Annotated in this window: 24 protein-coding genes; 13 read left to right on the top strand and 11 right to left on the bottom strand. The window is 60.8% G+C overall.

Annotated features, from left to right (window positions below; translation table 11 throughout):
* Positions 1 to 50: 50 nt before the first annotated feature.
* Entirely contained in the window at positions 51 to 1,787 is a 1,737-nt protein-coding gene (locus tag IHQ43_RS16575; RefSeq protein WP_192561337.1) for an IlvD/Edd family dehydratase, read from the bottom strand.
* A 193-nt stretch (positions 1,788 to 1,980) separates the two neighbouring features.
* On the opposite strand from IHQ43_RS16575, the gene IHQ43_RS16570 reads away from it, so the two are divergent.
* From IHQ43_RS16570 to IHQ43_RS16535, 8 genes are all read left to right on the top strand, one after another.
* Complete coding sequence (locus IHQ43_RS16570; RefSeq protein ID WP_007957417.1) at positions 1,981 to 3,303, top strand: MFS transporter; 1,323 nt, start codon at positions 1,981 to 1,983, stop codon at positions 3,301 to 3,303.
* 145 nt (positions 3,304 to 3,448) lie between these two features.
* Positions 3,449 to 4,441: an AraD1 family protein gene (gene araD1 / locus IHQ43_RS16565; RefSeq protein ID WP_192561336.1), complete on the top strand. Its 993-nt coding sequence runs from the start codon at positions 3,449 to 3,451 to the stop codon at positions 4,439 to 4,441.
* A 9-nt stretch (positions 4,442 to 4,450) separates the two neighbouring features.
* A complete protein-coding gene (locus IHQ43_RS16560) occupies positions 4,451 to 6,031 on the top strand; it encodes an aldehyde dehydrogenase (NADP(+)) (RefSeq protein WP_192561335.1) in 1,581 nt (526 codons plus the stop codon).
* Positions 6,032 to 6,196: 165 nt separating this feature from the next.
* Positions 6,197 to 6,505, top strand: coding sequence for a DUF5629 family protein (locus IHQ43_RS16555; protein ID WP_192561334.1), 309 nt, complete (start codon positions 6,197 to 6,199; stop codon positions 6,503 to 6,505).
* On the top strand, positions 6,502 to 7,677 hold the full coding sequence (locus tag IHQ43_RS16550) for a lactonase family protein (RefSeq protein WP_192561333.1): 1,176 nt from the start codon (positions 6,502 to 6,504) through the stop codon (positions 7,675 to 7,677). The genes IHQ43_RS16555 and IHQ43_RS16550 overlap by 4 nt, the downstream gene beginning before the upstream one ends.
* 156 nt (positions 7,678 to 7,833) lie before the next feature.
* Entirely contained in the window at positions 7,834 to 8,013 is a 180-nt protein-coding gene (locus IHQ43_RS16545; protein WP_007941320.1) for a hypothetical protein, read from the top strand.
* A 255-nt stretch (positions 8,014 to 8,268) separates the two neighbouring features.
* Positions 8,269 to 8,481 carry a hypothetical protein gene (locus IHQ43_RS16540; protein ID WP_192561332.1) on the top strand — a complete coding sequence of 71 codons (213 nt, stop codon included), beginning with the start codon at positions 8,269 to 8,271 and terminating at the stop codon, positions 8,479 to 8,481.
* The gene (locus IHQ43_RS16535; protein ID WP_192561331.1) at positions 8,478 to 8,735 is read left to right on the top strand and encodes a hypothetical protein; all 258 of its coding nucleotides are present in this window, start codon (positions 8,478 to 8,480) and stop codon (positions 8,733 to 8,735) included. The genes IHQ43_RS16540 and IHQ43_RS16535 overlap by 4 nt, the downstream gene beginning before the upstream one ends.
* A gap of 5 nt (positions 8,736 to 8,740) precedes the next feature.
* Here the strand turns inward: IHQ43_RS16535 and IHQ43_RS16530 are convergent, their stop codons facing one another.
* From IHQ43_RS16530 to IHQ43_RS16520, 3 genes are read right to left on the bottom strand one after another with little or no spacing between them, the layout of a single operon-like run.
* Positions 8,741 to 9,325: a glutathione S-transferase gene (locus IHQ43_RS16530; RefSeq protein ID WP_192561330.1), complete on the bottom strand. Its 585-nt coding sequence runs from the start codon at positions 9,323 to 9,325 to the stop codon at positions 8,741 to 8,743.
* The gene (locus IHQ43_RS16525) at positions 9,322 to 12,963 is read right to left on the bottom strand and encodes an AAA family ATPase (protein WP_192561329.1); all 3,642 of its coding nucleotides are present in this window, start codon (positions 12,961 to 12,963) and stop codon (positions 9,322 to 9,324) included. Before IHQ43_RS16525 ends, IHQ43_RS16530 begins: the two co-directional genes overlap by 4 nt.
* Positions 12,960 to 14,204 carry an exonuclease SbcCD subunit D C-terminal domain-containing protein gene (locus IHQ43_RS16520; protein WP_192561328.1) on the bottom strand — a complete coding sequence of 415 codons (1,245 nt, stop codon included), beginning with the start codon at positions 14,202 to 14,204 and terminating at the stop codon, positions 12,960 to 12,962. Before IHQ43_RS16520 ends, IHQ43_RS16525 begins: the two co-directional genes overlap by 4 nt.
* Before the next feature lie 264 nt (positions 14,205 to 14,468).
* Here IHQ43_RS16520 and IHQ43_RS16515 point away from each other — a divergent pair, with 264 nt between their 5' ends.
* From IHQ43_RS16515 to cdiI, 5 genes are all read left to right on the top strand, one after another.
* Positions 14,469 to 14,966, top strand: coding sequence for a hypothetical protein (locus IHQ43_RS16515; RefSeq protein ID WP_192561327.1), 498 nt, complete (start codon positions 14,469 to 14,471; stop codon positions 14,964 to 14,966).
* On the top strand, positions 14,963 to 15,346 hold the full coding sequence (locus tag IHQ43_RS16510; RefSeq protein ID WP_192561326.1) for a contact-dependent growth inhibition system immunity protein: 384 nt from the start codon (positions 14,963 to 14,965) through the stop codon (positions 15,344 to 15,346). The genes IHQ43_RS16515 and IHQ43_RS16510 overlap by 4 nt, the downstream gene beginning before the upstream one ends.
* On the top strand, positions 15,343 to 15,528 hold the full coding sequence (locus IHQ43_RS16505; RefSeq protein ID WP_192561325.1) for a hypothetical protein: 186 nt from the start codon (positions 15,343 to 15,345) through the stop codon (positions 15,526 to 15,528). The genes IHQ43_RS16510 and IHQ43_RS16505 overlap by 4 nt, the downstream gene beginning before the upstream one ends.
* 519 nt (positions 15,529 to 16,047) lie before the next feature.
* Complete coding sequence (locus IHQ43_RS16500; RefSeq protein WP_192561324.1) at positions 16,048 to 16,245, top strand: hypothetical protein; 198 nt, start codon at positions 16,048 to 16,050, stop codon at positions 16,243 to 16,245.
* A 388-nt stretch (positions 16,246 to 16,633) separates the two neighbouring features.
* Positions 16,634 to 16,996 carry a ribonuclease toxin immunity protein CdiI gene (gene cdiI / locus IHQ43_RS16495; protein ID WP_039766840.1) on the top strand — a complete coding sequence of 121 codons (363 nt, stop codon included), beginning with the start codon at positions 16,634 to 16,636 and terminating at the stop codon, positions 16,994 to 16,996.
* A 24-nt stretch (positions 16,997 to 17,020) separates the two neighbouring features.
* On the opposite strand, the gene IHQ43_RS16490 is transcribed toward cdiI, so the two are convergent.
* The 7 genes from IHQ43_RS16490 to IHQ43_RS16460 all read right to left on the bottom strand — a co-directional run bounded on the left by IHQ43_RS16490 (position 17,021) and on the right by IHQ43_RS16460 (position 24,507).
* Positions 17,021 to 18,661 carry a BatD family protein gene (locus tag IHQ43_RS16490; RefSeq protein WP_192561323.1) on the bottom strand — a complete coding sequence of 547 codons (1,641 nt, stop codon included), beginning with the start codon at positions 18,659 to 18,661 and terminating at the stop codon, positions 17,021 to 17,023.
* A complete protein-coding gene (locus IHQ43_RS16485) occupies positions 18,658 to 20,391 on the bottom strand; it encodes a vWA domain-containing protein (protein ID WP_192561322.1) in 1,734 nt (577 codons plus the stop codon). The genes IHQ43_RS16490 and IHQ43_RS16485 overlap by 4 nt, the downstream gene beginning before the upstream one ends.
* Positions 20,388 to 21,467 carry a vWA domain-containing protein gene (locus IHQ43_RS16480; RefSeq protein ID WP_192561321.1) on the bottom strand — a complete coding sequence of 360 codons (1,080 nt, stop codon included), beginning with the start codon at positions 21,465 to 21,467 and terminating at the stop codon, positions 20,388 to 20,390. The genes IHQ43_RS16485 and IHQ43_RS16480 overlap by 4 nt, the downstream gene beginning before the upstream one ends.
* Positions 21,460 to 21,957: a DUF4381 domain-containing protein gene (locus IHQ43_RS16475; protein ID WP_192561320.1), complete on the bottom strand. Its 498-nt coding sequence runs from the start codon at positions 21,955 to 21,957 to the stop codon at positions 21,460 to 21,462. Before IHQ43_RS16475 ends, IHQ43_RS16480 begins: the two co-directional genes overlap by 8 nt.
* Positions 21,954 to 22,898 carry a DUF58 domain-containing protein gene (locus IHQ43_RS16470; protein WP_007959332.1) on the bottom strand — a complete coding sequence of 315 codons (945 nt, stop codon included), beginning with the start codon at positions 22,896 to 22,898 and terminating at the stop codon, positions 21,954 to 21,956. Before IHQ43_RS16470 ends, IHQ43_RS16475 begins: the two co-directional genes overlap by 4 nt.
* Positions 22,899 to 22,903: 5 nt before the next feature.
* Positions 22,904 to 23,863 carry an AAA family ATPase gene (locus tag IHQ43_RS16465; RefSeq protein WP_011334589.1) on the bottom strand — a complete coding sequence of 320 codons (960 nt, stop codon included), beginning with the start codon at positions 23,861 to 23,863 and terminating at the stop codon, positions 22,904 to 22,906.
* A gap of 290 nt (positions 23,864 to 24,153) precedes the next feature.
* The gene (locus IHQ43_RS16460; RefSeq protein WP_192561319.1) at positions 24,154 to 24,507 is read right to left on the bottom strand and encodes a hypothetical protein; all 354 of its coding nucleotides are present in this window, start codon (positions 24,505 to 24,507) and stop codon (positions 24,154 to 24,156) included.
* Positions 24,508 to 24,913: the final 406 nt, after the last annotated feature.

Raw genomic sequence — 24,913 nt, 5'->3', positions numbered from 1 at the left:
GCTGGCAGACCGTAATCGCTGGCAAGCCAGCTCCCACAGGGGCGGCGGTGTTAGTGGGAATGGCGCGGTACTTCAGCCCCTCGGCAACCTACGAGGAAGTCGAAATCGCAGCCTTGATCCGCCTGCAGCACATGGTCGATATACAGCTGACGATACCCACCCACCAACAGCTGCTGCGGCGGTTGCAGATCCGCCATGCGCGCCGCCAGTTCGGCGTCCGGAATGTCCAGGTGCAAACGCCCGCTGGCGCAGTCCAGCTCGATCCAGTCGCCTTCTTTCACCGCCGCCAAAGGCCCGCCGGCCGCCGCTTCGGGGGCGACATGCAACACAACGGTGCCGTAAGCAGTGCCGCTCATGCGGGCGTCGGAAATGCGCACCATGTCGGTCACACCCTGCGCCAGGAGCTTGGCCGGCAAGCCCATGTTGCCGACTTCGGCCATACCGGGATAACCCTTCGGCCCGCAGTTTTTCATCACCAGGATCGAGTTCGCATCGACGTCCAGTTCCGGGTCGTTGATTCGCGCCTTGTACATGTCGAAGTTCTCGAACACGACGGCGCGGCCACGGTGCTGCATCAGTTCCGGCGTGGCGGCTGACGGCTTGAGTACTGCGCCCAGTGGCGCCAGGTTGCCGCGCAACACACAGATACCGCCGTCGGCGCGTATCGGATTGTCGAGGGTGCGGATCACTTCGTCTTCACCGTAGATCGGTGCGTCCTTGGTGTTCTCGCCGATGGATTTGCCATTGACGGTCAAAGCGTTCGGGTTGGGAATCAGATTGGCCTCGCCCAGGCGACGTAGCACGGCCGGCAAGCCCCCGGCGTAGTAGAACTCTTCCATCAGGAAACGCCCGGACGGTTGCAGGTCGACGATGGTCGGCATGCCACGGCCCATCCGGGTCCAGTCGTCCAGATCCAGCTCGACGCCGATGCGCCCGGCGATGGCTTTGAGGTGGATTACCGCGTTGGTCGAACCGCCAATCGCCGCATTGACCCGGATCGCGTTCTCGAAGGCTTCCTTGGTCAGGATCTTCGACAGCTTCAGATCTTCACGAACCATCTCGACCGCACGCATGCCGGACATGTGCGCCAGCACATAACGCCGCGCATCCACCGCCGGAATCGCCGCGTTGTGCGGCAGCGAAGTGCCCAAGGCTTCGGCCATGCAGGCCATGGTCGACGCGGTGCCCATGGTGTTGCAGGTACCGGCCGAGCGGGACATGCCGCCCTCGGCCGCGAGGAAATCGTCAATCGTGATAGTGCCGGCTTTGACCTGTTCGCTGAGCTGCCAGACCACCGTGCCGGAACCAATGTCCTTGCCCTTGTGCTTGCCGTTGAGCATCGGCCCGCCGGTAACCACGATCGCCGGCACGTCGCAACTGGCCGCGCCCATCAGCAGGGCCGGGGTGGTCTTGTCGCAACCGGTCAGCAGCACCACGCCGTCAATCGGGTTGCCGCGAATCGCTTCCTCGACGTCCATGCTCGCCAGGTTGCGGGTCAGCATGGCGGTCGGGCGCAGGTTCGATTCGCCGTTGGAGAACACCGGGAATTCCACCGGGAACCCGCCGGCCTCGATCACCCCGCGCTTGACGTGCTCCGCGATCTGGCGGAAGTGCGCGTTGCACGGCGTCAGTTCCGACCAGGTGTTGCAGATGCCGATGATCGGCTTGCCATGGAACTGATGGTCGGCGATGCCTTGATTCTTCATCCAGCTGCGGTACATGAAGCCGTTCTTGTCGGCCGTGCCAAACCATTGGGCGGAGCGCAGGGTGGGTTTCTTATCAGACATGATCGATTCTCTTATTGTAAGACTATTGTTTGCGAGCTTTGGCTAAACATAAGCGCAAAATCGGCGGTTTGGAAGTGTTGTTGCGTAATTAGTATTACTATATAGTCGATTTCGACGGAGGGATGACCCTGGCGGTTTTTTGCGAGAGGCGTCCCCCGAGGTTCCATAAAAACTACAATCGGAGACCGATCCCATGAGCCAGGAACTGCGGCTTGTCCGGCGCATCACGCTGAAACTGATTCCCTTCCTGATCCTGCTGTACCTGATCGCCTATGTGGATCGCTCCGCCGTCGGCTTCGCCAAGCTGCACATGGGCGCCGACATCGGCATCGGCGATGCCGCCTACGGGCTTGGCGCCGGGCTGTTTTTCATCGGCTATTTTCTGTTTGAAATCCCCAGCAACCTGATGCTCGAACGCTTCGGCGCGCGGCGCTGGTTTGCGCGGATCATGATCACCTGGGGCGCGATCACCATCGGCATGGCGTTCGTGCAGGGGCCGCACAGTTTCTACGTGATGCGCTTTCTGCTCGGCGCGGCGGAGGCGGGGTTCTTTCCCGGCGTTCTGTACTACATCACCCAATGGTTCCCGGTGCGCCATCGCGGCAAGATCCTCGGGCTGTTCATCCTTTCCCAACCCATCGCGATGATGATCACCGGCCCCGTTTCGGGCGGTTTGCTGGGCATGGACGGCATCCTCGGCCTGCACGGCTGGCAGTGGCTGTTCATCGTCATCGGCACCCCGGCGATCCTGCTGACCTGGCCCGTATTGCGCTGGCTGCCGGACGGCCCGCAGCAAGTGAAATGGATGGACCAGGCCGAGAAGGACTGGCTGACCGGCGAGCTGAAAAAGGACCTGCAGGAATACGGCCAGACCCGTCACGGCAATCCGCTGCATGCGCTGAAAGACAAACGGGTGTTGCTGCTGGCGCTGTTCTACCTGCCGGTGACCCTGAGCATTTATGGCCTGGGCCTGTGGTTGCCGACCCTGATCAAACAGTTCGGCGGCAGCGATCTGGTCACCGGTTTCGTGTCATCGGTACCGTACATTTTCGGGATCATCGGCCTGCTGATCATTCCGCGCAGTTCCGACCGTTTGAATGATCGTTACGGCCATCTGGCGGTGCTTTATGTGCTGGGCGCGATCGGCCTGTTCCTCAGTGCCTGGCTGTCGTTGCCGGTGGCGCAACTGGCGGCGTTGTGTCTGGTGGCGTTCGCGCTGTTTTCCTGCACGGCGGTGTTCTGGACGTTGCCGGGGCGGTTCTTTGCCGGCGCCAGTGCGGCGGCCGGGATTGCCTTGATCAACTCGGTGGGCAACCTCGGCGGCTACATCGGCCCGTTCGTGATCGGCGCCTTGAAGGAATACACCGGCAACCTCGCTTCGGGCCTGTACTTCCTGTCCGGCGTGATGGTGTTCGGACTGATTCTGACGGGCGTCGTCTATCGCTTGCTGGAGCGCAAGCATGTGCTCCCAGTCGAGCAATTTGCAGCGAGCGCCCGAGGCGCCACGCGCACCTGAATGATCGGCGCTGTTACTTGTGGGAGCTGGCTTGCCAGCGATGACGTCAGCACATTCAGCATTGATGTATCTGACAGATGGCTATCGCTGGCAAGCCAGCTCCCACAGGGATCAGCGGTGTTTTTTGAGGTAATAGGAGAAAAACATGCATCTGGTTCAATTCGAATTGAGTAACGGCGAGCGCCGCGTCGGGGTGGTCGAGGACGGTCTGGTGCGTGAAGTGCAGGATGCGCGCACGGTCCGCGATCTCGCCCTGGCCGCGATCGAGGCCGGCAGCACCCTGGCGCAGCAAGTGCAAACCCTGGGCCTGGGCATCAGCCACGATTACGCCGAATTGCTGGCCAAACTGCGCATCCTGCCGCCGCTGGATCACCCGGACCCGGCGCACATGCTGGTCAGCGGCACCGGCCTTACGCACCTCGGCAGCGCGTCGGCCCGGGACAAGATGCACCAACAGGCCGGCGACGAAGCGGCGATGACCGACACCATGCGCATCTTCAAATGGGGCGTGGAGGGTGGTAAACCGGCGGCGGGGCAGGCCGGCGTGCAGCCGGAGTGGTTCTACAAGGGCGACGGCAGCATCGTCGTGCGACCTGGCCAGCCGTTCCCGCTGCCGCCGTTTGCCGAAGACGCCGGTGAAGAGCCAGAGATGGCCGGCCTCTACATCATCGGCCATGACGGCAAGCCGTATCGCCTCGGTTTTGCGGTGGGCAACGAGTTCTCCGATCACGTCATGGAGCGCAAGAATTACCTGTACCTGGCCCACTCGAAACTGCGCAGTTGCAGCTACGGCCCGGAACTTCGCACGGGTGAATTGCCTCAACACCTGGCGGGCACCAGTCGCATCCTGCGCAACGGGGAAGTGCTGTGGCAGAACGAGTTCCTCAGCGGCGAGGCCAACATGTGCCACAGCCTGGCGAACCTCGAATACCACCACTTCAAATACAGCCAGTTCCTGCGTCCTGGCGACGTGCACATTCACTTCTTCGGCACCGCGACCCTGTCGTTCGCCGATGGCATTCGCACTCAGCCGGGCGATGTGTTCGAAATCAGCCAGGCCGAATTCGGCGCACCGCTGGTCAACGGCATCGCCCCGGTCGCAGCGGCATTCGAACCGGACAGCATTGGCACCCTTTAAGGAGATCCCATGACTCAGATTCTCGGTCACAACTACATCGGCGGTCGTCGCAGCGCGGCGGGCAACGTCAAGCTGCAAAGCGTCGACGCCACCACGGGCGAAGCACTGCCCCACGATTTCATTCAGGCCACGGAAACGGAGGTGGACGCCGCCGCCAAGGCTGCGGCTGCGGCGTATCCGGCGTATCGCAGCCTCAGCGCCGAACGCCGCGCACAGTTTCTTGAGGCGATTGCCGATGAACTGGATGCGCTGGGCGATGATTTCGTCGCCGTGGTCTGCCGCGAAACTGCACTGCCGGCCGGGCGGATTCAGGGTGAAAGAGGGCGCACCAGCGGCCAGATGCGCTTGTTCGCCAAAGTCCTGCGGCGCGGCGATTTCTACGGTGCGCGTATCGACCTGCCGTTGCCGGATCGCCAGCCGCTGCCACGTCCGGATCTGCGCCAGTACCGCATCGGCCTCGGCCCGGTGGCGGTGTTCGGTGCGAGCAACTTTCCGCTGGCATTCTCCACCGCCGGCGGCGATACGGCGTCGGCACTGGCCGCCGGTTGCCCGGTAGTGTTCAAGGCACACAGCGGTCACATGGCCACCGCTGAGCTTGTCGCCAATGCGCTGATCCGTGCAGCAGAAAAAACCGCGATGCCGGCCGGCGTGTTCAACATGATCTACGGCGGTGGTGTCGGCGAATGGCTGGTCAAACATCCGGCCATTCAGGCGGTGGGTTTCACCGGTTCGCTGCGGGGCGGACGGGCGCTGTGTGACATGGCCGCCGCGCGCCCTCAACCGATTCCGGTGTTCGCCGAGATGTCGAGCATCAACCCGGTGATCGTGCTGCCCCAGGCCCTGGCCGTGCGTTCGGAAACCGTCGCCCGCGATCTGACCGCGTCGGTGGTGCAGGGCTGCGGTCAGTTCTGTACCAATCCGGGATTGGTGATCGGTATTCGCTCGCCGCAGTTCACGGCGTTCATCGAGCAAGTCGCGGCGCTGATCGGCGATCAACCGGCGCAAACCATGCTCAATACCGGCACGCTGGGCAGCTACGGCAAAGGTCTGGAAAAACTCTTGGCCCACGCCGGTATCGAGCATCTGGCGGGTAATTCGCAGCAAGGCAATCAGGCGCAGCCGCAGTTGTTCAAGGCCGATGTCAGCCTGTTGATCGATGGCGATGAAGTGCTGCAGGAAGAAGTGTTCGGCCCGACCACGGTGATCGTCGAAGTGGCCGACAAGGCGCAGTTGAGCGCGGCGTTGCAGGGGCTGCATGGACAACTGACGGCAACGATTATCGGCGAGCAAGCCGATTTCGAACGGTTCCCGGAGCTGACACCGCTGCTGGAGCAGAAGGTCGGGCGGATCCTGCTCAATGGTTATCCGACCGGTGTTGAAGTGTGCGATTCGATGGTTCACGGCGGGCCGTATCCGGCGACGTCCGATGCTCGCGGCACCTCGGTGGGTACGCTGGCAATCGATCGTTTCCTGCGTCCGGTGTGCTTCCAGAACTACCCCGACAGCCTGCTGCCGGAACCGCTGAAAAACGCCAATCCGCTGCGCATCCAGCGGTTGGTCGATGGCAAGCCATCGCGCGACGCCCTCTAAGCCACAGCGAGATCCCTGTGGGAGCGAGCTTGCTCGCGAAGGCGGCCGTCCAGTCACTTGTTGATTGCCTGACACTCCGTATTCGCGAGCAAGCTCGCTCCCACAGGGGCTCAGCGGCTGCTTTGAGCTATCATTGGCCCTTTCCCCCTGAAAGACATGATTGCCATGACTGCCGTAACCGACACCCTTCTCAACGCCCTCGAACACTGCGGTATGGTCGAAATCGACGGCCTGCACGCTTTCGAATTCGCCCTCGACGAAGACGACAACCTGCACATCGAATGCATCGATGGCCGGGCAGCCAAGCATTGGGAGTTCACCCCGGCGCAGGTGGCTGCGGCGACGTTTGATGAAGATCTGCAGAGCTGGCTGATCGTCGGTTTTGCCAGCGACACCAAAACCGTCGGCGAACACCGTCTGGTCTGCCTCGGCGATGTACTCAGCAGCGCCGACGACGAGGATGAAACCGAATGAACATGCGTAAATTCTGGCCATTGCTGATGGCCGGCAGCGTCGGCGCGATGGGGCTTTCCAGCGCCTCGGCCGAGAGCTTCCAGTTTTTGGTGGGCTCCTACACCGCCGGCACCAGCGAAGGCATTTACCGGATGAACTTCGACAGCGCCACCGGCCAGATCGACGCCAAGCCGATGCAAGTGATCAAGAGTGAAAACCCGTCATGGCTGACCCTGTCGAAGGATCAGCACCGGGTGTTCGCGGTCAACGAAAACGGTCCTGGCCAGAAAGATCCGGTTGGCCGCGTCAGCAGTTATTCGATCGATCCGAAGACCCACGCGCTCATCCTGATCAATCAGGTCCAGAGCCTGGGCAACGAGCCGACCCACTCGAGCCTCAGCGGCGACGCCAGCCATCTGTTCGTCAGCAACTACTCGGTGGTCGAAGATCCGGGCGGCACCCTCGCGGTGTTGCCGGTGGGCAGCGACGGCAAACTCAAACCAGTGGTGCAGATGAGTGCGCACCCGGCGAGCCGGGTCAATCCCGAGCGCCAGGCTTCGAACCACGTACACTCGACGGTGTCCTCGCCGGATGGCCGATACGTGTTCTCCAACGACCTCGGTGCGGACAAGGTCTTCATCTACCAATTCGACCCGAAAGCCAACCCGGACCTGCCGCTGACCCCGGCGAAAACCGCGTCGGTGCAACTGCCAGCCGGCAGCGGCCCGCGTCATCTGCTGTTCAGCGCGGACGGTAAACATGCCTGGCTGACCATGGAAATGAGTGCTCAGGTCGCGGTATTCGACTACAAGGACGGCGTACTGACCCAGACGCAAATGGTCGATCTGGCTGCCGGCCAGCCGACTTCGGACAAAGCCGCCGCCGCGCTGCACGCGTCCGCCGATGGCAAATTCCTCTACGTCAGCAACCGTGGCACCGCCAATCAGTTGCTGGTGTTCGCCATCGACCCGGCCAGCGGCCAGCTCAAGGAACTGCAACGACGTTCGGTGGATGGCGATCACCCGCGTGAGTTCAGCCTCGATCCAAGCGGCAAATTCCTGCTGATCGCCAACCAGAAAAGCAACCAGATTGTCGTGGTCGAGCGTGACGGCAAGACCGGTCTGCTGGGCAAAACCGTGCAAAAACTGCCGATGGACGCCCCGAGCGACCTCAAGTTTCTCGTGCGTCAATAAGCCGCAGGCCCCGGTTTGCGGGGCCTGAAGCTTTGTATTAATCCTGCTGATAACAGGTAATGTTGCAAAGCATTTCAAGCGATCAACCCTCGAGCGTTAAGTTTGCTTCACGGCCCAACCGGGCAAGCAAGCCAACTGAACACGAGGGTTACCGCCATGAACTTCAATCTCTTCTCCGTGATTGCCGCTTCCGCCATCTCCGCCACCGTGGCCCTGCCTGCCAGCGCCAACGTTGAAATCAGCGACAAAAAATCCCACACCCAGAGCTACACCCAGAAATACCTGCAACAAAGCGCCAACTTCTACGCCGCGCTGGATCACAAAGCTCAACACTGAAATTTCCGTCACACCCTGGAACTGCCCAAGGCTGCGATCCTTTGATCTTGTTTATCAAAAAGCAAAATCAAAAGATCGCAGCCTTGGGCAGTTTTTTGCCTGCGCAGCGACCGGCGATAGCTATTTTCAAACGACGAGATAGACCGGCTAAATAATCAACGAAGCTGATGGTTACTATGGAAAACCCTGAGTGGTTACCCCGGCTTTTTTGATCGATTCTGTGGACCTCGAAACATTGTCCGCGGAGCACACATCATGGCCAGTTCAATCATCACTTCCGCCAAACGCGGCGCCTACGTGGCCATCGGTCTGTACCTGGTCATGGTGCTGTTTGTCAGTCTGGCGTCGCAGTCGCAACACAGCTTCGAAGCACCGATCGACGTTGCACATCCCGGCATCCAGTTCGAACTCCGCTCGCAGAACGCGACGGTGGATTCAACTGAACTCGCGGGAGTCGGCGGAGCATGAAAGGCTACAGACTCTGGGTCATTGCCGGACTGGCGTTCATGACCAACGGCGCTTCGCTTTTGGGATTCGGTCAGGGCTCGGTCGGTGGACTGGCCCGAGCCATAGAGGCCAACCACAGCATCGCTCACAACATCGAACGGGCCAATGCGCTGGGGCTGCTGGCCGGCAATCCGCCGGTGAAAACCCCCAGCGGTTTTCTCGGCCCGTTTGAAGTGGATTGCTCGGCCATCGGCATGTGTGAAGTGCTGACGTAACGCGCCTACTTTTTCATGATGCCGGTGAACAGTTCCGATTCCAGAAACCGCTGCAACCAGGCCTGCAACCGCACGTAAGGCGTCTGCGCAAACCAGTCGCGATCAACATGGGCGAACTGGCGAACGAAGGGCAATAACGCGATATCAGCCAGGCTCGGATGCCCGGTCAGCAAGTAATCACGCCCCCCGAGCAACTCATCCAGTTTCTGCAAGAACAGAGCACCTTCGGCGCGATAAACCTCCATCGGTTGTTCCGGATAACGCTCGGCGTACTTGTAGCGATTCAAGTGAACCTTGAACACTTGATCGTTGGCTTCGATCAATTCGGCGATCCTTGAATCGCCACCCAGCAACCAGTTATCCGGATCGTTCTGCGCCAGCGCCCAGCGCATGATCTCCAGGCTTTCATCGATCACCTGACCGCCCGCATCCAGCACCGGCACCGTGCCCTTGGGCGAGATCTCCAGCATCTCCGCCGGTTTGGCCTTGAGGCTGACTTCGACGATGTCCACCGGCACACCCGAATAACGCAGGGCCATCCGCGCCCGCATCGCGTACGGGCAGCGGCGGAAGGAATACAGCGTGTTCATTTCACCTCCAGTGTGCTCAAACCGTTGCCCTGGCGCTGTACCTGAATCTGCACCGGAATCCGCTCGTGCATTTCCTGCACGTGGGAAATCACCGCGACCTTGCGGCCCTGCGCCTGCAAGCCGTCGAGGGCGTCCATGGCCAGTTGCAGGGATTCCGGATCGAGGCTGCCGAAACCTTCGTCGATGAACAGCGATTCGATCTTCAACGTGCTCGACGCCATCGAGGCCAGGCCCAGGGCGAGGGCCAGCGACACCAGGAAGGTTTCGCCGCCGGACAGCGAATGCACCGAGCGCAGTTCGTCGCCCATTTCAGTGTCCATCACCAGCAGGCCGAGCATGCTGCCGCCGCGCTTGAGGCGATAGCGCTTGACCAGTTGCCGCAGTTGTACGTTGGCGTGATGCACCAGCAGGTCGAGGTTGTAAGCCTGGGCGATCTTGCGGAAGGTGTCGCCGGTGGCCGAACCGATCAGCGCATTGAGCCGCGCCCAGCGCTGATACTCGGCATAGGCGTCGGCGATTTGCTGCGCCAGCGCCTGATTGGCGTTCTGGCGGCGCTGGTCTTCGGCTTGCTCGGCGCGCAGTTCGGCGCATTGCTGTTCGCTGGCCGTGCACTGGTGTTGCAGGTCGGCGAGGGCGCTGGCGAGTTGTTCGGCATCCAGGTTGCCGTTGTGTTGGGCCTGATGATCGAGCAGGCGCTGATCGCGTTCCTGCAACAACACCCTGGCCTGTTCAACGGCTTTTTCGTTGTGCTGCAAGCGCTGGCGCAACTCATCGACCTGCGCGTCATCGGCCCGCAGCAGATCTTCGAGGCCGCCGTCATCCAGCTCCGGATGGCGAGCGCGCCAGTCGGCAATCTTGCCGGCCAGATCGCGGTCTTCGGTTTCGAGCGCTTGCAGACGCTCCTGCTGCGCTTTCAGTTCGGCGGCGATTTGCACGAGCTGCGTACGCGCGTCCTGAAGTGCTTGAGTCGTCGTGGATTCGGCGTTGCGTGCCTGTTCCACGGCTTGTTCCAGTTGCTGCTGCCAGTGTTCGGCGCAGTTGTGATCGCCGAGCAATTGCGCAAGCTTCTGCTGGCTGGCGAGTTGTTGCTCGGTCAGCGCGTTGAGTTGCTGCTCAGCGTTTTGCAGCTGCTGCGCACGGCTCTGTTGGCGGTCCTGTTCTTTCTCGAGCGTCTGCTGGCGTTGTTGTTGCTCGGCCAGTTCTTCCTTCTGCTGATCGACTTGCGCCAGACGTTCGGCAATCTGCCGGTCAAGCTGCATGAAGGTCGCGGCCGGTTCGGCGCGCAAGGCGTCGAGGGTGTCGCTCGGCAGCAGTGTGGCGAAGGCCGCCAGTTCTTCGTCCAGGCGCTGGCGGTCAGCACTCAGTTCGCGTTGCTGATTGCTCAGGTGCTGCGACGCTTGCTGGTGCGCGGTTTCGGCGTGACGCAATTGCTGGGTCAGCCGCGCCGCATCCTGTTGCAGCGTGAGCAGGGCGGTCTGGCGCTGTTCGTCCTGGGTGATGCTCTGATTCAGTTGTTCATTCTGGCGGGTGAGCCACGCAGCGCGCTTGTCACTGTCCTGATTCAGCAACGATGCCGCCAGCGGATGCGCCTCGATGCTTGGCGTCAGCGCTTGCTGTTGGGCCGCCAGTTGTTCCTGCTGTTGCAACAGCTCTTTCTGTTGGGCAATCACGCCACCAACACTGGCACGCAGCTCCGTGATTTTTTCCTTCAGTTGATCGACCGCTTGCTGCGCGCTGGCCTGCTCGTTTTCATCGTGACGACCGAGGCTTTGCAACAGGGCTTCCGGCTGGTGATACGGGTGCTCGTTGCTGCCGCAGACCGGGCACGGCTGGTCGTCCTGCAATTGCGCGCGCAGTTCTTCGACACTGGCACTGCGGGCCAGACGCTGACGCTCGAGCAGTTCACGGGTGACGTTGAGGGTCTGTTCGGCGACGGCCAGTTCGGACTTGGTTTTCACCCCGTCCTGGGTCAGGCGCTCGCGTTCCTGTTGTGCATCGAGTTGACGCTGTTGCAGCTCGGCACTGCGATTGTCCAGCTCCTGCTGACTGGCCCACAGGCGCGACAGGTCTTCGACGGCGCGCAGTTGTTTGCGGTTGTCCTGCAACAGGTTGCCGAGGATGCCGATCTGCTCGGCGACCGCGTCAGGCTCGGCGCCGGCTTCCTTGAAGAGCACTTCCAGTTGCTGCTTCTGCGTGGCGAGCGCTTCGGTGGCGCGGGTGGCGTTTTCTTCGAGGGAAGCGAGTTCGCTTTGACCCTTGTTCAACCGATTGCCGATCAGCATCAGTTGCTGCAAGCGGTCGCGGTAGGCATTCCACGCTTCGCTCAACGGTGCCAGATGGGCGCTTTGCTCAAGATCGGTGGCAATGCGTTGCAAGCGTTCAGCGACCTGTTTTTGCTGATCGAGCAGGGTCTGGATCGTGCTCTGGCCTTGGGCGCAGGCCTGCTCGGCGGCTTGCTTCGCTTCGGCGCCGGACGCGACATCCTTGGCGAGGCGGGCAAGGGTGCTTTGCTCCTCGAACGCCAGACGCAACAGCGGTGCGCTTTCGCTTTGCTGCGTTTGTGCCTGGGTCAGGGCGGTCTGCGCTGCGGCGAGATCCTGTTCCAGCCGAGTCTGGCGCTCAGCCAGTTCGCCTTGTTGCCGGGTGTGCGCATTGATCTGTTCCGCCAGCGGCGTCAGCAGTGCATCGAGTTCGGTTTTGCGGGCGAACTGGTGCCGTTGCGGGGCAAGTTGTTCCAGTCGGGTGAGCTTCAAACGCTCACCGGCCAGCGACTCCCGTTCGTGCTCGGCGCTGCTCAGTTGTTCGGCGGCGGCTTGTTGCGAGTCTTGCAGCCGCAGCAGCTCCTTGAGCCAATCGTGCTGTTGCTCGATCTGCTTGAGCTGCGTCTGCTGCAATTTGAGTTGTTGCTGGGCGGCATTGAAGCGCTCGTCGAGTTCCGCGCGAGCCTCGGGCGCCAGCGGGGTCACGCCGGTGGCCTGATCCTGCAACTGCTTGTGGGCTTCGCGGGCCTCTTTGGTCTTGTCGAACGCGCGCCGGCCGAGGCGGGTGTAGAGCGCGGTATCGGTGAGTTTTTCCAGCAGTTCGCTGCGGTCGTTGTCGTCGGCCTTGAGGAAGGCGCTGAACTCGCTCTGGGCCAGCAGCACGGCGCGGGTGAACTGTTCGAAGTTCAGGCCCAGCGCGGCTTCGAGCTGAGTCTTGTACTCGCCTTTCTGGCTGGCGAGCAGTTGATCCTGATCGATGTCGCGCAGGCTCTGACGGCTGGCCTGCAACTTGCCGCCGGCCTTTTCCCGGGCGCGATTGGCTTCCCAGCGCGCGCGATAGCGGCGACCGTCGACGCCGATAAAATCCACTTCGGCAAAACCTTCACCGGTGCCACGACGCAGCAGGGTGCGCGGGTCGCCGGTGGCGATTTCGCCGTCGGCGTCCGGCACCTTGGCGTCACGCCCGGTGTTGTTCAGGCGCGGCACGGCGCCGAACAGCGCCAGGCACAGCGCATCGAGCAAAGTACTTTTGCCGGCGCCGGTCGGGCCGGTGATCGCAAACAGTCCGGCGCTGGCCAGCGGTTCGGCGGTGAAGTCGATCTCGAACGGGCCGGCCAGCGACGCGAGGTTCTTCAAGCGAATGGCGAGAATCTTCATGGCTGCTCGCCCTCCATTTGTACGTCTTGCAGCAGTTCGGCGAAGTCCTTGAGGGTTTGCTCGTCGACCTCGCTGCCGTAGTTGTCGAGCCAGGCGCGGCTGAACAATTCCTGCGGCGTGAGCTGGTCCAGTTCGATCAGCGCGCTGCCGTCCTCGGCGCCGTCAGCGCCCCGGTTGCCGGCGTATTCGGCGGCAATTCGCACCAGTCGCACAGCCTTGCCTTGCAGGGCGCTTTCGACCTGATGGCGCAGATCCGGTTGCGGCTCGTCGAGACGCACCCGCACTTCCAGCCACGGCTGGCGCTGGGTTTCGGCCAGCAGATCGATGTTCGGCAGGTCCGCCAGTTGCAGCAGGATTTCGGCCAGTGGTGCCGGGCCGAGACGCTGCAGATTGACGGAGCGGGGGATCAGCATTGGCTCGACGCTGACCAGGGTTTCGCCGTCGAGCACGATGTCGAGAATCTGATGTTGATAAGCGATTTCCGAGAACGACAGCGGGATCGGCGAGCCGCTGTAGCGAATCCGTTCTTCGCCGTTGACCTTCTGCGGTTTGTGCAAATGGCCGAGGGCAACGTAGCTGATGCTCGGCCCGAACAGGCTGGCGGGCAAGGCTTCGGCGTTGCCGATGATCAGGCTGCGTTCTGAGTCTTCCGACACCGAGCCACCGGCCATGTGTGCATGGCTGATGGCGACCAGCGCCTGGCCTGGCTGGCGCTTGGCGTTGGCCGCTTCGATCAGCCATTCGTGAACCTGACCGATGCCGCGCAGGTAGTTATCGCCCAGATGCGCGCCGGTCACTTCGGCAGGCCGCAGGAACGGCAGCGCCAGGCACCACGCGGCGATTTCACCGGTGGCGTCCGGCAGCGGCAACAGCAGACGCTCAGCATCCAGTTGCCCGTCATCCAGCCACAACACTCGGCCCAGTGCATGGGTGCGCAAACGCCGCATCAACGGCGCGGGCAGCTCGATCCGCGAGCCGGAGTCGTGGTTGCCGGCGATCATCACGATAGTCAGCAACGGTTGCTGTTCGTGGGCGCTGACGATGAAATCGTAGAGGCGTTCCTGGGCTTTGACCGGTGGATTGACCGTGTCGAAGATGTCGCCGGCAATCAGCAGCACGTCCGGCTGCGCCAGCTTCAATTGGCGCAGCAGCCACTCGAGAAAACAGGCGTGCTCGAAATCGCGCTCCTGGCCGTGCAGGTTCTGCCCAAGGTGCCAGTCGGAGGTGTGAAACAGACGCAAGGCTGACTCCTCAATATAAAGAGGTGATGGCCGCCGGGATGAGAGGGGCGGCGAAAGAGGGGAGAGTTTACAGATTATTGCGGCGGGTAGGCTTGTCCGGGAGGCGGCGGCCGCGATCTCGGTGAGCCCATTAATTGACGACCCGGCACCGGTTACCTACCATCGCGCCACTATATTGATATCGTTTTTGGGGCTGGCGACTCGTCGTGCTTCAACCTGCACGCCACGATAGGTCACAGAGACATAAAGTCTGGAGCAAGCGCAATGAAACGGGTTAACTCGATACCTTCCGTTACTGACAATCCAGCGTATTGTTCCTGGAAAAAACAGTGGTCGAGTCAGGAAGGTCTGGACGTTTATTCGTACATCTTCGATCAATGCCAGCCCGAACATATTCTGTTGTTTTCAAAAATGCTCTTCCCGGATTTTGTGGTGAAAGAGGGTGGCGTATTTTTAGCGCGGAATTTCTCGACTGAAGTGCTTGATAGGTGTTCTGGCCTTGCCTCTGGTGATATTTCAAAGACTGAAAAGTTATTGAATGTTGTGAGGATCTATGACGTTTTTGGCCAGGTTGCTGCTGGTGTTTCGGATGACGTGTTTCTTCAATTGTGCAATGTGATCGGTTTTGCGTGGCGCATGGTGCTGAAAGAAAAATTTCCAGAGAAGGTGTTTTGTGTAGAGGTGACGAACTCGGAGCAGAACTATGGCCCGGATATTACTTTCTACCAGGTTGGATCGTTGAGTCCGGGAGCCGAGGCATGAGGTTTCGGGACCTGGAGCAAGGACCGGATGTTTACGGGACCCCGGGAAAGCTCTCGTCGTTGGATGAATGGTATTTGTCCGTGCGCGATACGCCCTTGGATTGCTTGAGTGTGGGAGATGTCTGTCGTGCATTGAGGCAGGATTTGCATGTGCGGGAGTTGTTGCCCATCGGCATTGCTTTACTGACCAAAGACGTTCTGGAAGGCGATAGATATGACGGGGAATTGCTGGTTGCGCTGGCGGGTTTGAGAACTGTGTATTGGCACGAGAATGTCGAGGCATCCCGCAAGGCTGTTGTTGCTGTGGCCGAAGTGAATCGCTTGAGTGCTGACGCCGAGCTGTTAAAGGCTGCTTCAGCCCTGACAGGTTGCTTGAGATGACTATGATTTTTTGCTTGTTGGGTCGCGGTGATCTGGGATTGATTCGCGCTGGTATGACGCGAGACCGGTCAAACAACTCGGGCTTTGATGTTGTTGATATGGGTTTGAAATTTTACGTGCCTGACTTCGAAGAAGATGACGCCATCGTTGAGGCTGTGTATGTAGAGCTTTATTGCGCCTGATGAAGACTTCAAAAGTAATTAAGGTCGCAGAATCCTTGAGTGTTGTGCTGATTGATCGACTCGGGCAGGAAGCACTTTTCGGTGTAGTTGAGTGTGCGAGAAATATCTATTTAATGGGTGAAGTCGGTCGTAGGGTTTGGCTTTTTTTTTTGACTTTGACGCCCATGCAGGTCCCTTCACAAATATCATCTTCAATGAGGGGGTACTTAAAGGTTATAGATGGGATGGTGGTATGTATGAGATTGATATCGAAACGGGAAGGGCGGTTCCTGGCGAGTTTATGAAGTAGGTGCTAACAGACAATGAGCCAGATAAAAGTGGAAACGCGTTGATCAGGCCCGAAAAGCGAAAAAAATCGATTGATGACCGCAGGGGGTTGCGATGAAGGATGGAGAAGCGTTCCGAAAGACGTTGATTGACTTGATTACCGAAAAGTGGGGCACTTTCGATGCTGACAGTTGGGCGGCCGACTATAGGCTGAATTGGAATGACGAACTGTCGTAGTTGATGGGTAACGCTGTGTCCGATGTTTCGAGAGTCGCGCAAGCATTGAAAAGTAAAGATGACGTTGAGTTGTGTGTGGCGGCGGGAAGGGCGCGTACGGGGTTTTTGGATCTGTCAAATTTTTTTAGAGGAATATTTGATGATTTCGATGCACTGGTCAGAGAAGCCGAGTGGCAAGAAATACCTGACGACTATGTTTACGACAAGACATGAAAGTGAAAGGGAAGGGGGCTTTTTTATTAAATAAATCTGTCCCCTTTTTTTACTTTTTTTGTTACTTTTTTTACTGAGTTTCATGGGGGAGGTGTATGTGATTTGCCCAAGATGTCAGCAGGACGACGTTATCAAGGCGATGATAAAAGCGACTAGGTCGATTATTTTTATTTGCCCTGAGTGCGAAGCGACGTGGTTCTCGATCGACGAAGTAAAGTTCCCCGGATTTGTGGATTACATGACTTATATGAGCAGTATTGGCCTGTCCCATCTGTGGGATGAGTTGGAAACTATTTCGGAGAAAATATAGTTGCCGGAGTAGTAAAGGCAGAGAAAAAAGGACTAAAAAGGGAGTAATGTCCACCCGAATTAAAAATGTGAGGTGCATATGAGAGAGTTGTTCGGTCAGCCATATAGCCAGTCAGACCCTAATTGGATTGTTAAAGGGTATTTTGACAGGATGTATAATGACGGCCGTTTTATCGAGGCGGTTGGCTATGTTGTGAAAAGATGGGGGTTCAGTGTGGATGGGGCATACTGTAACTTTCCTGATGAAAGCAGCCCGTTCGACGAAGAGCACTTCGAAGGGGTGGAATTTTCCTATGGCTATCCCCCGAGTGATGAGGACACCATCGTCGTCAGCGAATCGGTTTGTACTGAGTATCTTCGGCTAGCTTGTGAGAAGTACCTTCAGCGTCATCCTGAAGATAAGGCGAAAATAGAAGAACTCTTACGGGTTATCTCTTTTTGAATTTAAGAAAAAAAGGGGACGTTCCTACTTCGGATAAAGCGGCGGCAACCCGCTGTCCCCGACCGGATCCTGCACCCGCTCCGCCGTCGGAATCGTCCGGATCGCCCGCCACAGATCCTCACCCTGCCAATGCTGCCCGGTCTCGCTGTACAGCGCGCCGTTCAGCCCGTCGAGCGCATCCGACAGCGGCACAAAACGCGCCGCCATATCCGCCAGGGTTTCCGGCTGCTGACGGGCCCAGGCGTCGAGGGCCTGGCGGGTGGCGTGGGGGTCGTTGGCCTGGCTGGCGCGTTTGATGTCGTCGAGCAGGGTGCGGGGGCTCGGGCCGGTTTGCGCGGCGCGCAGGATCGCCGGTTGCCAACGGGCACGCCACCAGAGGCCGAAGCCGAGCAGGGTGGTGCAAGCCAGAATGAACGTGCTGAGTTTCCACCACCACAAGGCTTCGCTGTCGGCGGCACTGAGCGGTTGCGCGTTGCCCGCCGGGGTGTCGACCTGCAGGCTCGGGTTGTTCGCCACTTGCAGGGTGCGCGCCGGCAGGCTGGTGTGTTCCAGGTGATCTTCGAAGGTGTTCCACCAGACCACATCAACTGTTGGCAATTCAATCGAGCCGCTGCGACTCGGCACCAGTGCTTCACGCTCTTCACGGCTGCCGATCAGCCCTCGGTCGCTGCTCTGATTGTTCAGCACCGGTTGATCCGGGTAGCGGCGCAGGCCGTTGGCTTCAGTGGCGGGCAGGGCCGGCAGCTGCGAGCTGGCCAGGCCTTCGACCTTGAGGGTCAGGCTGCGGGTCAGGGAATCGCCGACCTGAGTGTGTTCCGGCTCCGGGTTCCAGCTTTCGCTCAGGCTCAGATTGCGGGCCGGCAGCCACGGCGCATCGCTGGGGTAGGTCATCGGTTTGGGTTTGACTGTCAGCGAAGTCGCGGCGGAGCTGATGTGCATCAGTTTGCCCGGCTTCGGCCCCTGCGCCGTCGAGTCCTGCGAGGCTTGTGTATCGACCAGCGTGGCGCTGAAGGTCTGCGGGGCGATGCTCAGCAAACCGCTGTGCTGCGGATAGATCGCATAGCGCATCTCGATCACGCCATGGCGCACACCGTTGATGTCTTTCTCGTAGGTGCGCATGTCGCCCAATTGTTCGATGCGCGCGTCGGCGATCTGCAACGGCGTCAGGCTGCTGTCGTCGTACAGCGACACCGAATGGTAGATGCGCAGGGTCAGGATCGCCTGGGCCTGCACGTAAACGCTGGTCTGGTCGAGGCTGGCTTCGATGAACACCGGTTCGCGGGCGCTGTTTTCTGCGCGGGTGTCGCTCTCGATCACCTGCACGGTGATCGGCTGGCTCTCGATTTCACCCAGTTTCAGCGGCGGGATTTCAACGCTGCCGTTCTGCTTGGGCAGCAACGTGATGATCCAGCGCGTGGTGGCGCGATTGTCACCGTTGAGTGTGTTCAACTGGTTGACCTGACGGGTGCCGCGAACTTCGAACAGCGGCTCCAGCGGGCTCAGGTCCGGTTTGCCGAACTGCGTGACATCGTTGGATTCGAGGGTGAGTTCGACCGTCTCGCCGGAGTTCAGGCGACTGCGATCCACACTGGCCGTCAGCTCGGCCGCCTGGGCGGTGGCCGTGCAGATCAGCAGGGGCAGCAAGAGAGCGGTGAAACGGGTCATCGAATGTTTTCCTGATCCTGATGTTGTTGCTGTTCGTACCAGAATTTGCGGCGCAGCAGTTCGCCCGGATCGTCCGGGATCTTGCCCAGCCATTGCTCCAGTGCCTGCTGTTGCTCGCCTTCGAGGTTTTCCTCATTGGGGCGCAGCAGCGGCGGAGTGTTCTGTTCCTCGCCCGGTTCGCTGTCCGGCAGCTCGTTCGCCCCCGGCAGCGGCGGGGTGGTCGGCGGCTCGCTGGCGGACTCGCCGGTCTGCGGCTCGCTGTGGGTTTCGCTTTTGACCGCCGGCGGCGGAGCAGTCGGTGGCGGTGGTTCATCGCCCGGTATGTTCTGCTGCGCCGGTTTGTCTTGCGGTTCGGCCGGCGGCGGTGCGTTTTTCTGTTTGAGCAGGTTTTCGACCAGCGCCTTGTTGGTCAGCGCCGGGCGCAGATCCGGCTGGCGTTCCAGAGCCTGTTCGTAGGCGTCCAGCGCCGCTTCCAGCTCACCGCTTCTGGCCAGGGCGTTGCCACGATTGTAGTGGGCGTGGGCGTCATTGCCTTCGGCGAAACGCTGAGCGGCGCCACTGTAGTCGCCGGCTTCGTACAACGCCACCCCTTGCCATTGCGGGTCTTCAAAATGCTTCGCCGCTTCGGCGGGGCGCTTCTGCTTGAGCAGGTGCAAACCTTGTTGATCGGGGCGCAGCCACAGGTCTTCGAAGTCGAAGGCATAGCTCGGTTGCGGCAATGCCAGCAGCAACGGCAGGCAGAACAGCCAGCCACGACGCCCGGCGCAGGCGGCGAGCAACAACAGCGGCAACAGCAGCCAGTAACCCTGGTCGGCCCAGGTGTCGAGGCGAACGGTCTGGCCATCGCTGCGCAGGCTGCGTGGGCCATCGAGCAGGCCTAGCTCGCCCAGATCGGATTCATCGAGCCGTGCGCTGCGGTACTCGCCGCCGACCGCGTTGAGGAATGCGCCGAGGCCAGGGCTGTCGAGTTGCGGCACCCGGATCGCGCCCTGGGCATCCTTGAGGAAACTGCCGTCCTCCTGAGCAATCGGCGCGCCCTCGGCGGTGCCGATGCCGAGCATCAACAGTTGTGCCGATTGGCCGCTCAGCGCATGACGAATGCCCTGGCGTTCCTCTTCCGACAGCGAAGAACCAATCAGCAGAATCCGCCCCTGACCCAATGCACCCTGTTTGAGCAGCGCCAGCGCCTTGCTCACCGCCAGGTCGGCGCGGTGGCCGCTTTCCGGCATCAGCGAAGGCTTGAGCGCATCGAGCAGATTGCGACTGGTCGCCAGATCATCCGACAGCGGCACCAGCGTATGGGCGCTGCCGGCGTAAACGACGATGGCGGTCTGGGCATCGCTGCGCACCTGCAACAGGTCGAACAGCTTGCGCCGGGCCTGTTCCAGTCGCGTTGGCGGAGAATCGGTGGCGAGCATTTCCGGGGTCAGCTCCAGGATCACCACCAACGGATCGGCAGGTTTCTGGCTGGTCTGTTCGACCCGTTCCCAGCTCGGCCCGAGCAACGCCAGGATCGTCAGCAGCCATGCCACGCTCAGGGCGACCCACGGCAATTTGCTGTCACGACCGCTGCCACCACTGAGCAACGTGGTGTGGAAGGCCGGCGGCAGAATCATCTGCCAGCGCCCGGCACGTTTCTGCCGGTGCCAGAGCTGCCAGATCAGCCAGCCGAGCAACGGCAGCAGCAACAGCCACCAGGGGCGGAACCAGTGCGGCCAGAAGTCGATCATCGACGCCTCCGCAAACGCAGGCGCTTGAGGCGCTCGCGCCAGTCAGGCAGGGGGCTTTGCAGATACAGCTCCTTGGTGAACAGCCGTTGCAGCGGGTTGTCCGGCCACAGCACACGGGCCACCAGCAACATGCTCAGCAGCAGGGCGAAGGCCAGCGGCCACTGATACAACGCCTGTGCCGGACGGGCCTGGGTCGGTTGCTGGGTCACCGGCTCGAGCTGGTCGAGAGTGTCCTTGATCGCTTGCAGTTGCTGGCCGTCGCGGGCGCGGAAGTAACGCCCGCCGGTGACCTCGGCGATGGCCTTGAGTGCCGGCTCGTCGAGATCGAGAGTCGGGTTGCCGCCGAGCAACGCCGTGGCGCCGCTTTCTTCGGGATCGGCGCCGATGCCGATCGGGTAGATTTTCACACCTTCATTGGCGGCCAGTCTTGCGGCGGTCAGCGGGTCGATTTCGCCGCCATTGTTCGCGCCGTCGGTGACCAGAATCAGCACCCGACTCTGGGCCGGACGCATGCGCAGGCGCTTGAGGGCCAGACCGATGGCGTCGCCAATCGCGGTGTTCTTGCCGGCGATACCGATCCGCGCCTCATCGAGCCAGACCCGAACCGTGCGCCGGTCAAATGTCAGTGGCGCTTGCAGGTAGGCCTGGCTGCCAAACAGGATCAGGCCGACCCGGTCGCCATCGCGGCTTTCGAGAAAATCACCGAGCAAATGCTGGACCAGCGACAGGCGACTGACGTCTTCATCGTTCCATTGCATGTCCGGGAAATCCATCGAGCCGGACACATCCACCGCCACCAGCAGATCACGACCGCTGGCGGCAATCGGCAGTGGTTCGCCGAGCCATTGCGGGCGGGCGGCGGCGGTCAGTAGCATCAGCCACAACAACAGAAACGGTGCCTGCTGGCGCCAGGCCGGCAGGTTGGCGCGGGCGCGACGGCGGGCGAGGCCTTCCAGGTCACCCAGGAAACTCACTTTCAGCGCTGGCTCGCCGCTGTCGGCCACCGGCAGCACGAGGCGCATCAGCCACGGCAGCGGCAACAGCACAAAGATCCACGGCCAGGCGAACTCAAACATGTTTGCGGATCCAGGTGTCGACTGCCTGGGTCAGGCCGGCGATGGCTTTGTCGTCGAGTTTGCACTCGGGTTTGTAGGCGCCTTCGACGAGCACCATCCAGCGGGTCAGGCCAGCGGCGGGGCAACGGTTGTCGAGAAACGCCAGCCATTTACGGCCGTTGAGGGTGTGGCTCTGGCTGTAGGGATAGTGGTTGCGGCACAAGCGCTTGAGCAGACCGTTGAGCTGTTGCAGCCAAGCCCCGGCCGGTGCGCCGTCGTAGGGTTTGGGCATCTGCGCCAGTTCGGCGAGTGCAGCAATGCGTACCGGGTCGAGTGGCAGTTCGGCGCGCACGATCGGTTTTTTCTTGATCGGAATGAAACGCCGCAGCCGCCAGACCGCGAAGCCGATTATCGGCAACAGCAAAAGCAGCAGCCACCAGCCCGGTGCCGGCGGCCAGAAGGCAATCGGTGGCGGGGAGATCAGCGGTTGCAGTTGTTCGAGGCCGTTCATCGACCTTTCCCCGGACGTTGCGGGTTAAGGAACTCGCGCATCTGCTCGACCATTTCGCTTTGGGTGCTCAACGGCATCAACAGCACCCGCAGCTTCTGCGCGAGCAATTCCCAGCGGGCGATGCGTGCTTCGGCCTGGGCGCGGTAGGTCTGGCGCAGGTCGAAATTGAGGGTGTCGAGTTCCAGCTGCGCGCCGCGTTCGGCAAATCTCAGCAGTCCGGCGGCGGGCAGGGCGTGGTCCAGCGGATCGGACAGCGGCAGCATCAACAGATCGCAATGGCGCGACAACAGGCTCAATTGCTGCTCGGCGCTGTCGGACAGTGCGCGCTCGTCGCAGATCACGATCACCAGACTGCCTGGTCGCAGCACTTCACGGGCCCGGCGCAGGGCCACGCCGAATGCATCGCGATCCGGTTCTCGCTCGCTGTGCAGCGACTGATTGACCTTCACCAAGCGGTTGAGCAATTGCAGCAGGCTCTGCTTGCTGCGGCGCGGCTTGATTTCGTAGTGCTCGTTGTCGCCGAACACCAGCCCGCCCACCCGGTCGTTGTGGCCAAGCGCGGCCCAGCCGATCAGCGCTGCGGCCTGTGCGGCCAGCACTGACTTGAACATCAGCCCGGAGCCAAAGAACAGTCGTGTGCTCTGCTCGACCATGATGAAAATCGGCCGTTCGCGTTCTTCATGGAATAGCTTGGTGTGCGGTTCCTGCGTCCGCGCGGTGACGCGCCAGTCGATGGTGCGCACGTCGTCGCCGGCCTGGTAGACCCGCACCTGATCGAAGTCGACGCCACGGCCACGGAATTTCGAGTGATGCAGGCCGATCAGCGGGCTGCGCTGGCTCGGCGTGGAAAACAGTTGCACTTCGCGCACGCGGTGGCGCATCTCGATCAGTTCGGCGAGGGAGATGCGGATACCGGGTTCGGACGGCAGGGAGGCGTTCATGGGGGTCAAGCGACGGCTACGACGTCGAGAATCCGTTGCACCACCCGATCCTGGTCGATGCCAGCGGCTTCGGCTTCAAACGACAGAATGATGCGGTGACGCAACACGTCGAACAGCACGGCCTGGATGTCTTCCGGGCTGACGAAGTCGCGACCGGCCAGCCAGGCGTGGGCACGGGCGCAGCGGTCCAGGGCGATGGAGCCACGCGGGCTGGCGCCGTAGGCAATCCATTCGGCCATTTCCGGGTCGAACTTGGCCGGGTTTCGCGTGGCCATGACCAGTTGTACCAGGTATTCCTCCACGGCGTCCGCCATGTACAGGCCGAGGATTTCCTTGCGCGCGGCGAAGATCGCCTGCTGGCTGACCCGGCGTTCGGGCTTGGTTTCGCCATTCAGGGCTTCGCCACGAGCCTGTTGCAGGATCCGGCGTTCGACGGCGGCGTCAGGAAAGCCCATTTTTACGTGCATCAGGAACCGGTCGAGCTGGGCTTCGGGCAGCGGATAAGTGCCTTCCTGCTCGATCGGGTTCTGCGTGGCCATCACCAGAAACAGTGGCGACAGCTCGTAAGTGCTGCGCCCGACACTGACCTGACGTTCGGCCATGGCTTCTAGCAGTGCCGACTGGACCTTGGCCGGGGCACGGTTGATTTCGTCCGCCAGCACCAGGTTGTGGAAGATCGGGCCTTGCTGGAACACGAAGCTGCCGGTTTCCGGGCGATAGATCTCGGTGCCGGTTATGTCCGCCGGCAGCAGGTCCGGGGTGAACTGAATGCGATGGAACTGGGCTTCGATGCCCTCGGCGAGTTCTTTGATCGCTTTGGTCTTGGCCAGACCCGGAGCGCCCTCGACCAGCATGTGGCCGTCGGCGAGCAGGGCGATGAGCAAGCGCTCGATGAGTTTTTCCTGGCCGAGAATCTGCGTTGAAAGAAAGGTTCGCAGCGCCAGCAGCGCTTCACGATGTTCCATCGATGACTGTTCCTGGAAAGGGTGGCCACAGGCGTTCGGATAACGCCGGGGCTGGGGGCGTTACTTTAATCCATCGCGGGGGGTGGCGACTAACGGCATTTTGCGCAAAGTGCGGGAAATGACCGGGGCAATTGTTGGATTTTTGTAGACAGGGAAAGGTTGGGGGTCAGTTCTGGCCCTATCGCTGGCAAGCCAGCTCCCACAAGGGTCGGTGTATTGTACAAATCGCATTCACAACGCCGATACCTGTGGGAGCTGGCTTGCCAGCGATGAGGCCAGTGCAGACACCCTCAAAACTGGCTGATGTAAGTGCCAGTACCATCAAGAATGTTCTTCAGGGTTTCCTCGACCTCAGCCAGATCCACCATGTCCGGGTTGAAGGTGATTTCCAGCACATCATCCCCATTCAACGCATCGGCATCGGCTGCAGCGATTTCGATCTTCAGCAGGGTCTTGGTCAGAGTGACTTTCACACCATCGAGGGTGGACGGCTCGCCATCCAGCGTGATCTCCAGCTCGTCCTCGTCCGGGTAGCGGCTCATCAGAAACATGTCGCCCTTGTCGCTGTGGCAGCAGAGCATGGCCATGTTGTCTTCTTCGTCGTCGCACGGGTTGACGATCAAAAGGGCGGTGGTCATTTGCATGGGGAATTCCTGCCTCGGCGGGCTTGTTGGTCGCAATTGGGCGCGATTCTGCCAGCCCTCGGGAATTTCTGCATGTGAGAGTGTCAGAGGATGTGTCGTGAACGCGACGCAGATCAATGGTCATTCCTGGCACGCCTGTACCGTAAAAACGGGGATTCAGACCGGCGTTCTGCCCCATGAATGCTAGTGTTTACCGATGCGCTTGCCTTGGTTTACGTGCCAATGACCGAATATGTCGCAGCACCGCAAGCAGACACATTGTCGCACCCATTAAGCTGCGCAACGGATGAGCACCCGTAAAGGCATTGCCATGGCCCCGCGAGCGGCGCCGGGCAGTCGTTTTTGCAGATGCCCATTCATGGAAGGTGAATGTGACCTGAGTGTCTCGTCCAGCTTCACCCACCTG

The organism is Pseudomonas gozinkensis, assembly GCF_014863585.1.
Classification (GTDB): Bacteria; Pseudomonadota; Gammaproteobacteria; order Pseudomonadales; family Pseudomonadaceae; genus Aquipseudomonas; species Aquipseudomonas gozinkensis.
The sequence above is the reverse complement of the archived record's forward strand: the minus strand, read 5'-3'. Positions and strand labels throughout refer to the sequence as shown.

What these genes read in the sequence shown, in the direction of transcription:
- IHQ43_RS16575 (WP_192561337.1), bottom strand. Translation starts at nt 1,787, where the DNA reads ATGTCTGATAAGAAACCCACCCTGCGCTCCGCCCAATGGTTTGGCACG.
- IHQ43_RS16570 (WP_007957417.1), top strand. Translation starts at nt 1,981, where the DNA reads ATGAGCCAGGAACTGCGGCTTGTCCGGCGCATCACGCTGAAACTGATT.
- araD1 (WP_192561336.1), top strand. Translation starts at nt 3,449, where the DNA reads ATGCATCTGGTTCAATTCGAATTGAGTAACGGCGAGCGCCGCGTCGGG.
- IHQ43_RS16560 (WP_192561335.1), top strand. Translation starts at nt 4,451, where the DNA reads ATGACTCAGATTCTCGGTCACAACTACATCGGCGGTCGTCGCAGCGCG.
- IHQ43_RS16555 (WP_192561334.1), top strand. Translation starts at nt 6,197, where the DNA reads ATGACTGCCGTAACCGACACCCTTCTCAACGCCCTCGAACACTGCGGT.
- IHQ43_RS16550 (WP_192561333.1), top strand. Translation starts at nt 6,502, where the DNA reads ATGAACATGCGTAAATTCTGGCCATTGCTGATGGCCGGCAGCGTCGGC.
- IHQ43_RS16545 (WP_007941320.1), top strand. Translation starts at nt 7,834, where the DNA reads ATGAACTTCAATCTCTTCTCCGTGATTGCCGCTTCCGCCATCTCCGCC.
- IHQ43_RS16540 (WP_192561332.1), top strand. Translation starts at nt 8,269, where the DNA reads ATGGCCAGTTCAATCATCACTTCCGCCAAACGCGGCGCCTACGTGGCC.
- IHQ43_RS16535 (WP_192561331.1), top strand. Translation starts at nt 8,478, where the DNA reads ATGAAAGGCTACAGACTCTGGGTCATTGCCGGACTGGCGTTCATGACC.
- IHQ43_RS16530 (WP_192561330.1), bottom strand. Translation starts at nt 9,325, where the DNA reads ATGAACACGCTGTATTCCTTCCGCCGCTGCCCGTACGCGATGCGGGCG.
- IHQ43_RS16525 (WP_192561329.1), bottom strand. Translation starts at nt 12,963, where the DNA reads ATGAAGATTCTCGCCATTCGCTTGAAGAACCTCGCGTCGCTGGCCGGC.
- IHQ43_RS16515 (WP_192561327.1), top strand. Translation starts at nt 14,469, where the DNA reads ATGAAACGGGTTAACTCGATACCTTCCGTTACTGACAATCCAGCGTAT.
- IHQ43_RS16510 (WP_192561326.1), top strand. Translation starts at nt 14,963, where the DNA reads ATGAGGTTTCGGGACCTGGAGCAAGGACCGGATGTTTACGGGACCCCG.
- IHQ43_RS16505 (WP_192561325.1), top strand. Translation starts at nt 15,343, where the DNA reads ATGACTATGATTTTTTGCTTGTTGGGTCGCGGTGATCTGGGATTGATT.
- cdiI (WP_039766840.1), top strand. Translation starts at nt 16,634, where the DNA reads ATGAGAGAGTTGTTCGGTCAGCCATATAGCCAGTCAGACCCTAATTGG.
- IHQ43_RS16490 (WP_192561323.1), bottom strand. Translation starts at nt 18,661, where the DNA reads ATGACCCGTTTCACCGCTCTCTTGCTGCCCCTGCTGATCTGCACGGCC.
- IHQ43_RS16485 (WP_192561322.1), bottom strand. Translation starts at nt 20,391, where the DNA reads ATGATCGACTTCTGGCCGCACTGGTTCCGCCCCTGGTGGCTGTTGCTG.
- IHQ43_RS16480 (WP_192561321.1), bottom strand. Translation starts at nt 21,467, where the DNA reads ATGTTTGAGTTCGCCTGGCCGTGGATCTTTGTGCTGTTGCCGCTGCCG.
- IHQ43_RS16475 (WP_192561320.1), bottom strand. Translation starts at nt 21,957, where the DNA reads ATGAACGGCCTCGAACAACTGCAACCGCTGATCTCCCCGCCACCGATT.
- IHQ43_RS16470 (WP_007959332.1), bottom strand. Translation starts at nt 22,898, where the DNA reads ATGAACGCCTCCCTGCCGTCCGAACCCGGTATCCGCATCTCCCTCGCC.
- IHQ43_RS16465 (WP_011334589.1), bottom strand. Translation starts at nt 23,863, where the DNA reads ATGGAACATCGTGAAGCGCTGCTGGCGCTGCGAACCTTTCTTTCAACG.
- IHQ43_RS16460 (WP_192561319.1), bottom strand. Translation starts at nt 24,507, where the DNA reads ATGCAAATGACCACCGCCCTTTTGATCGTCAACCCGTGCGACGACGAA.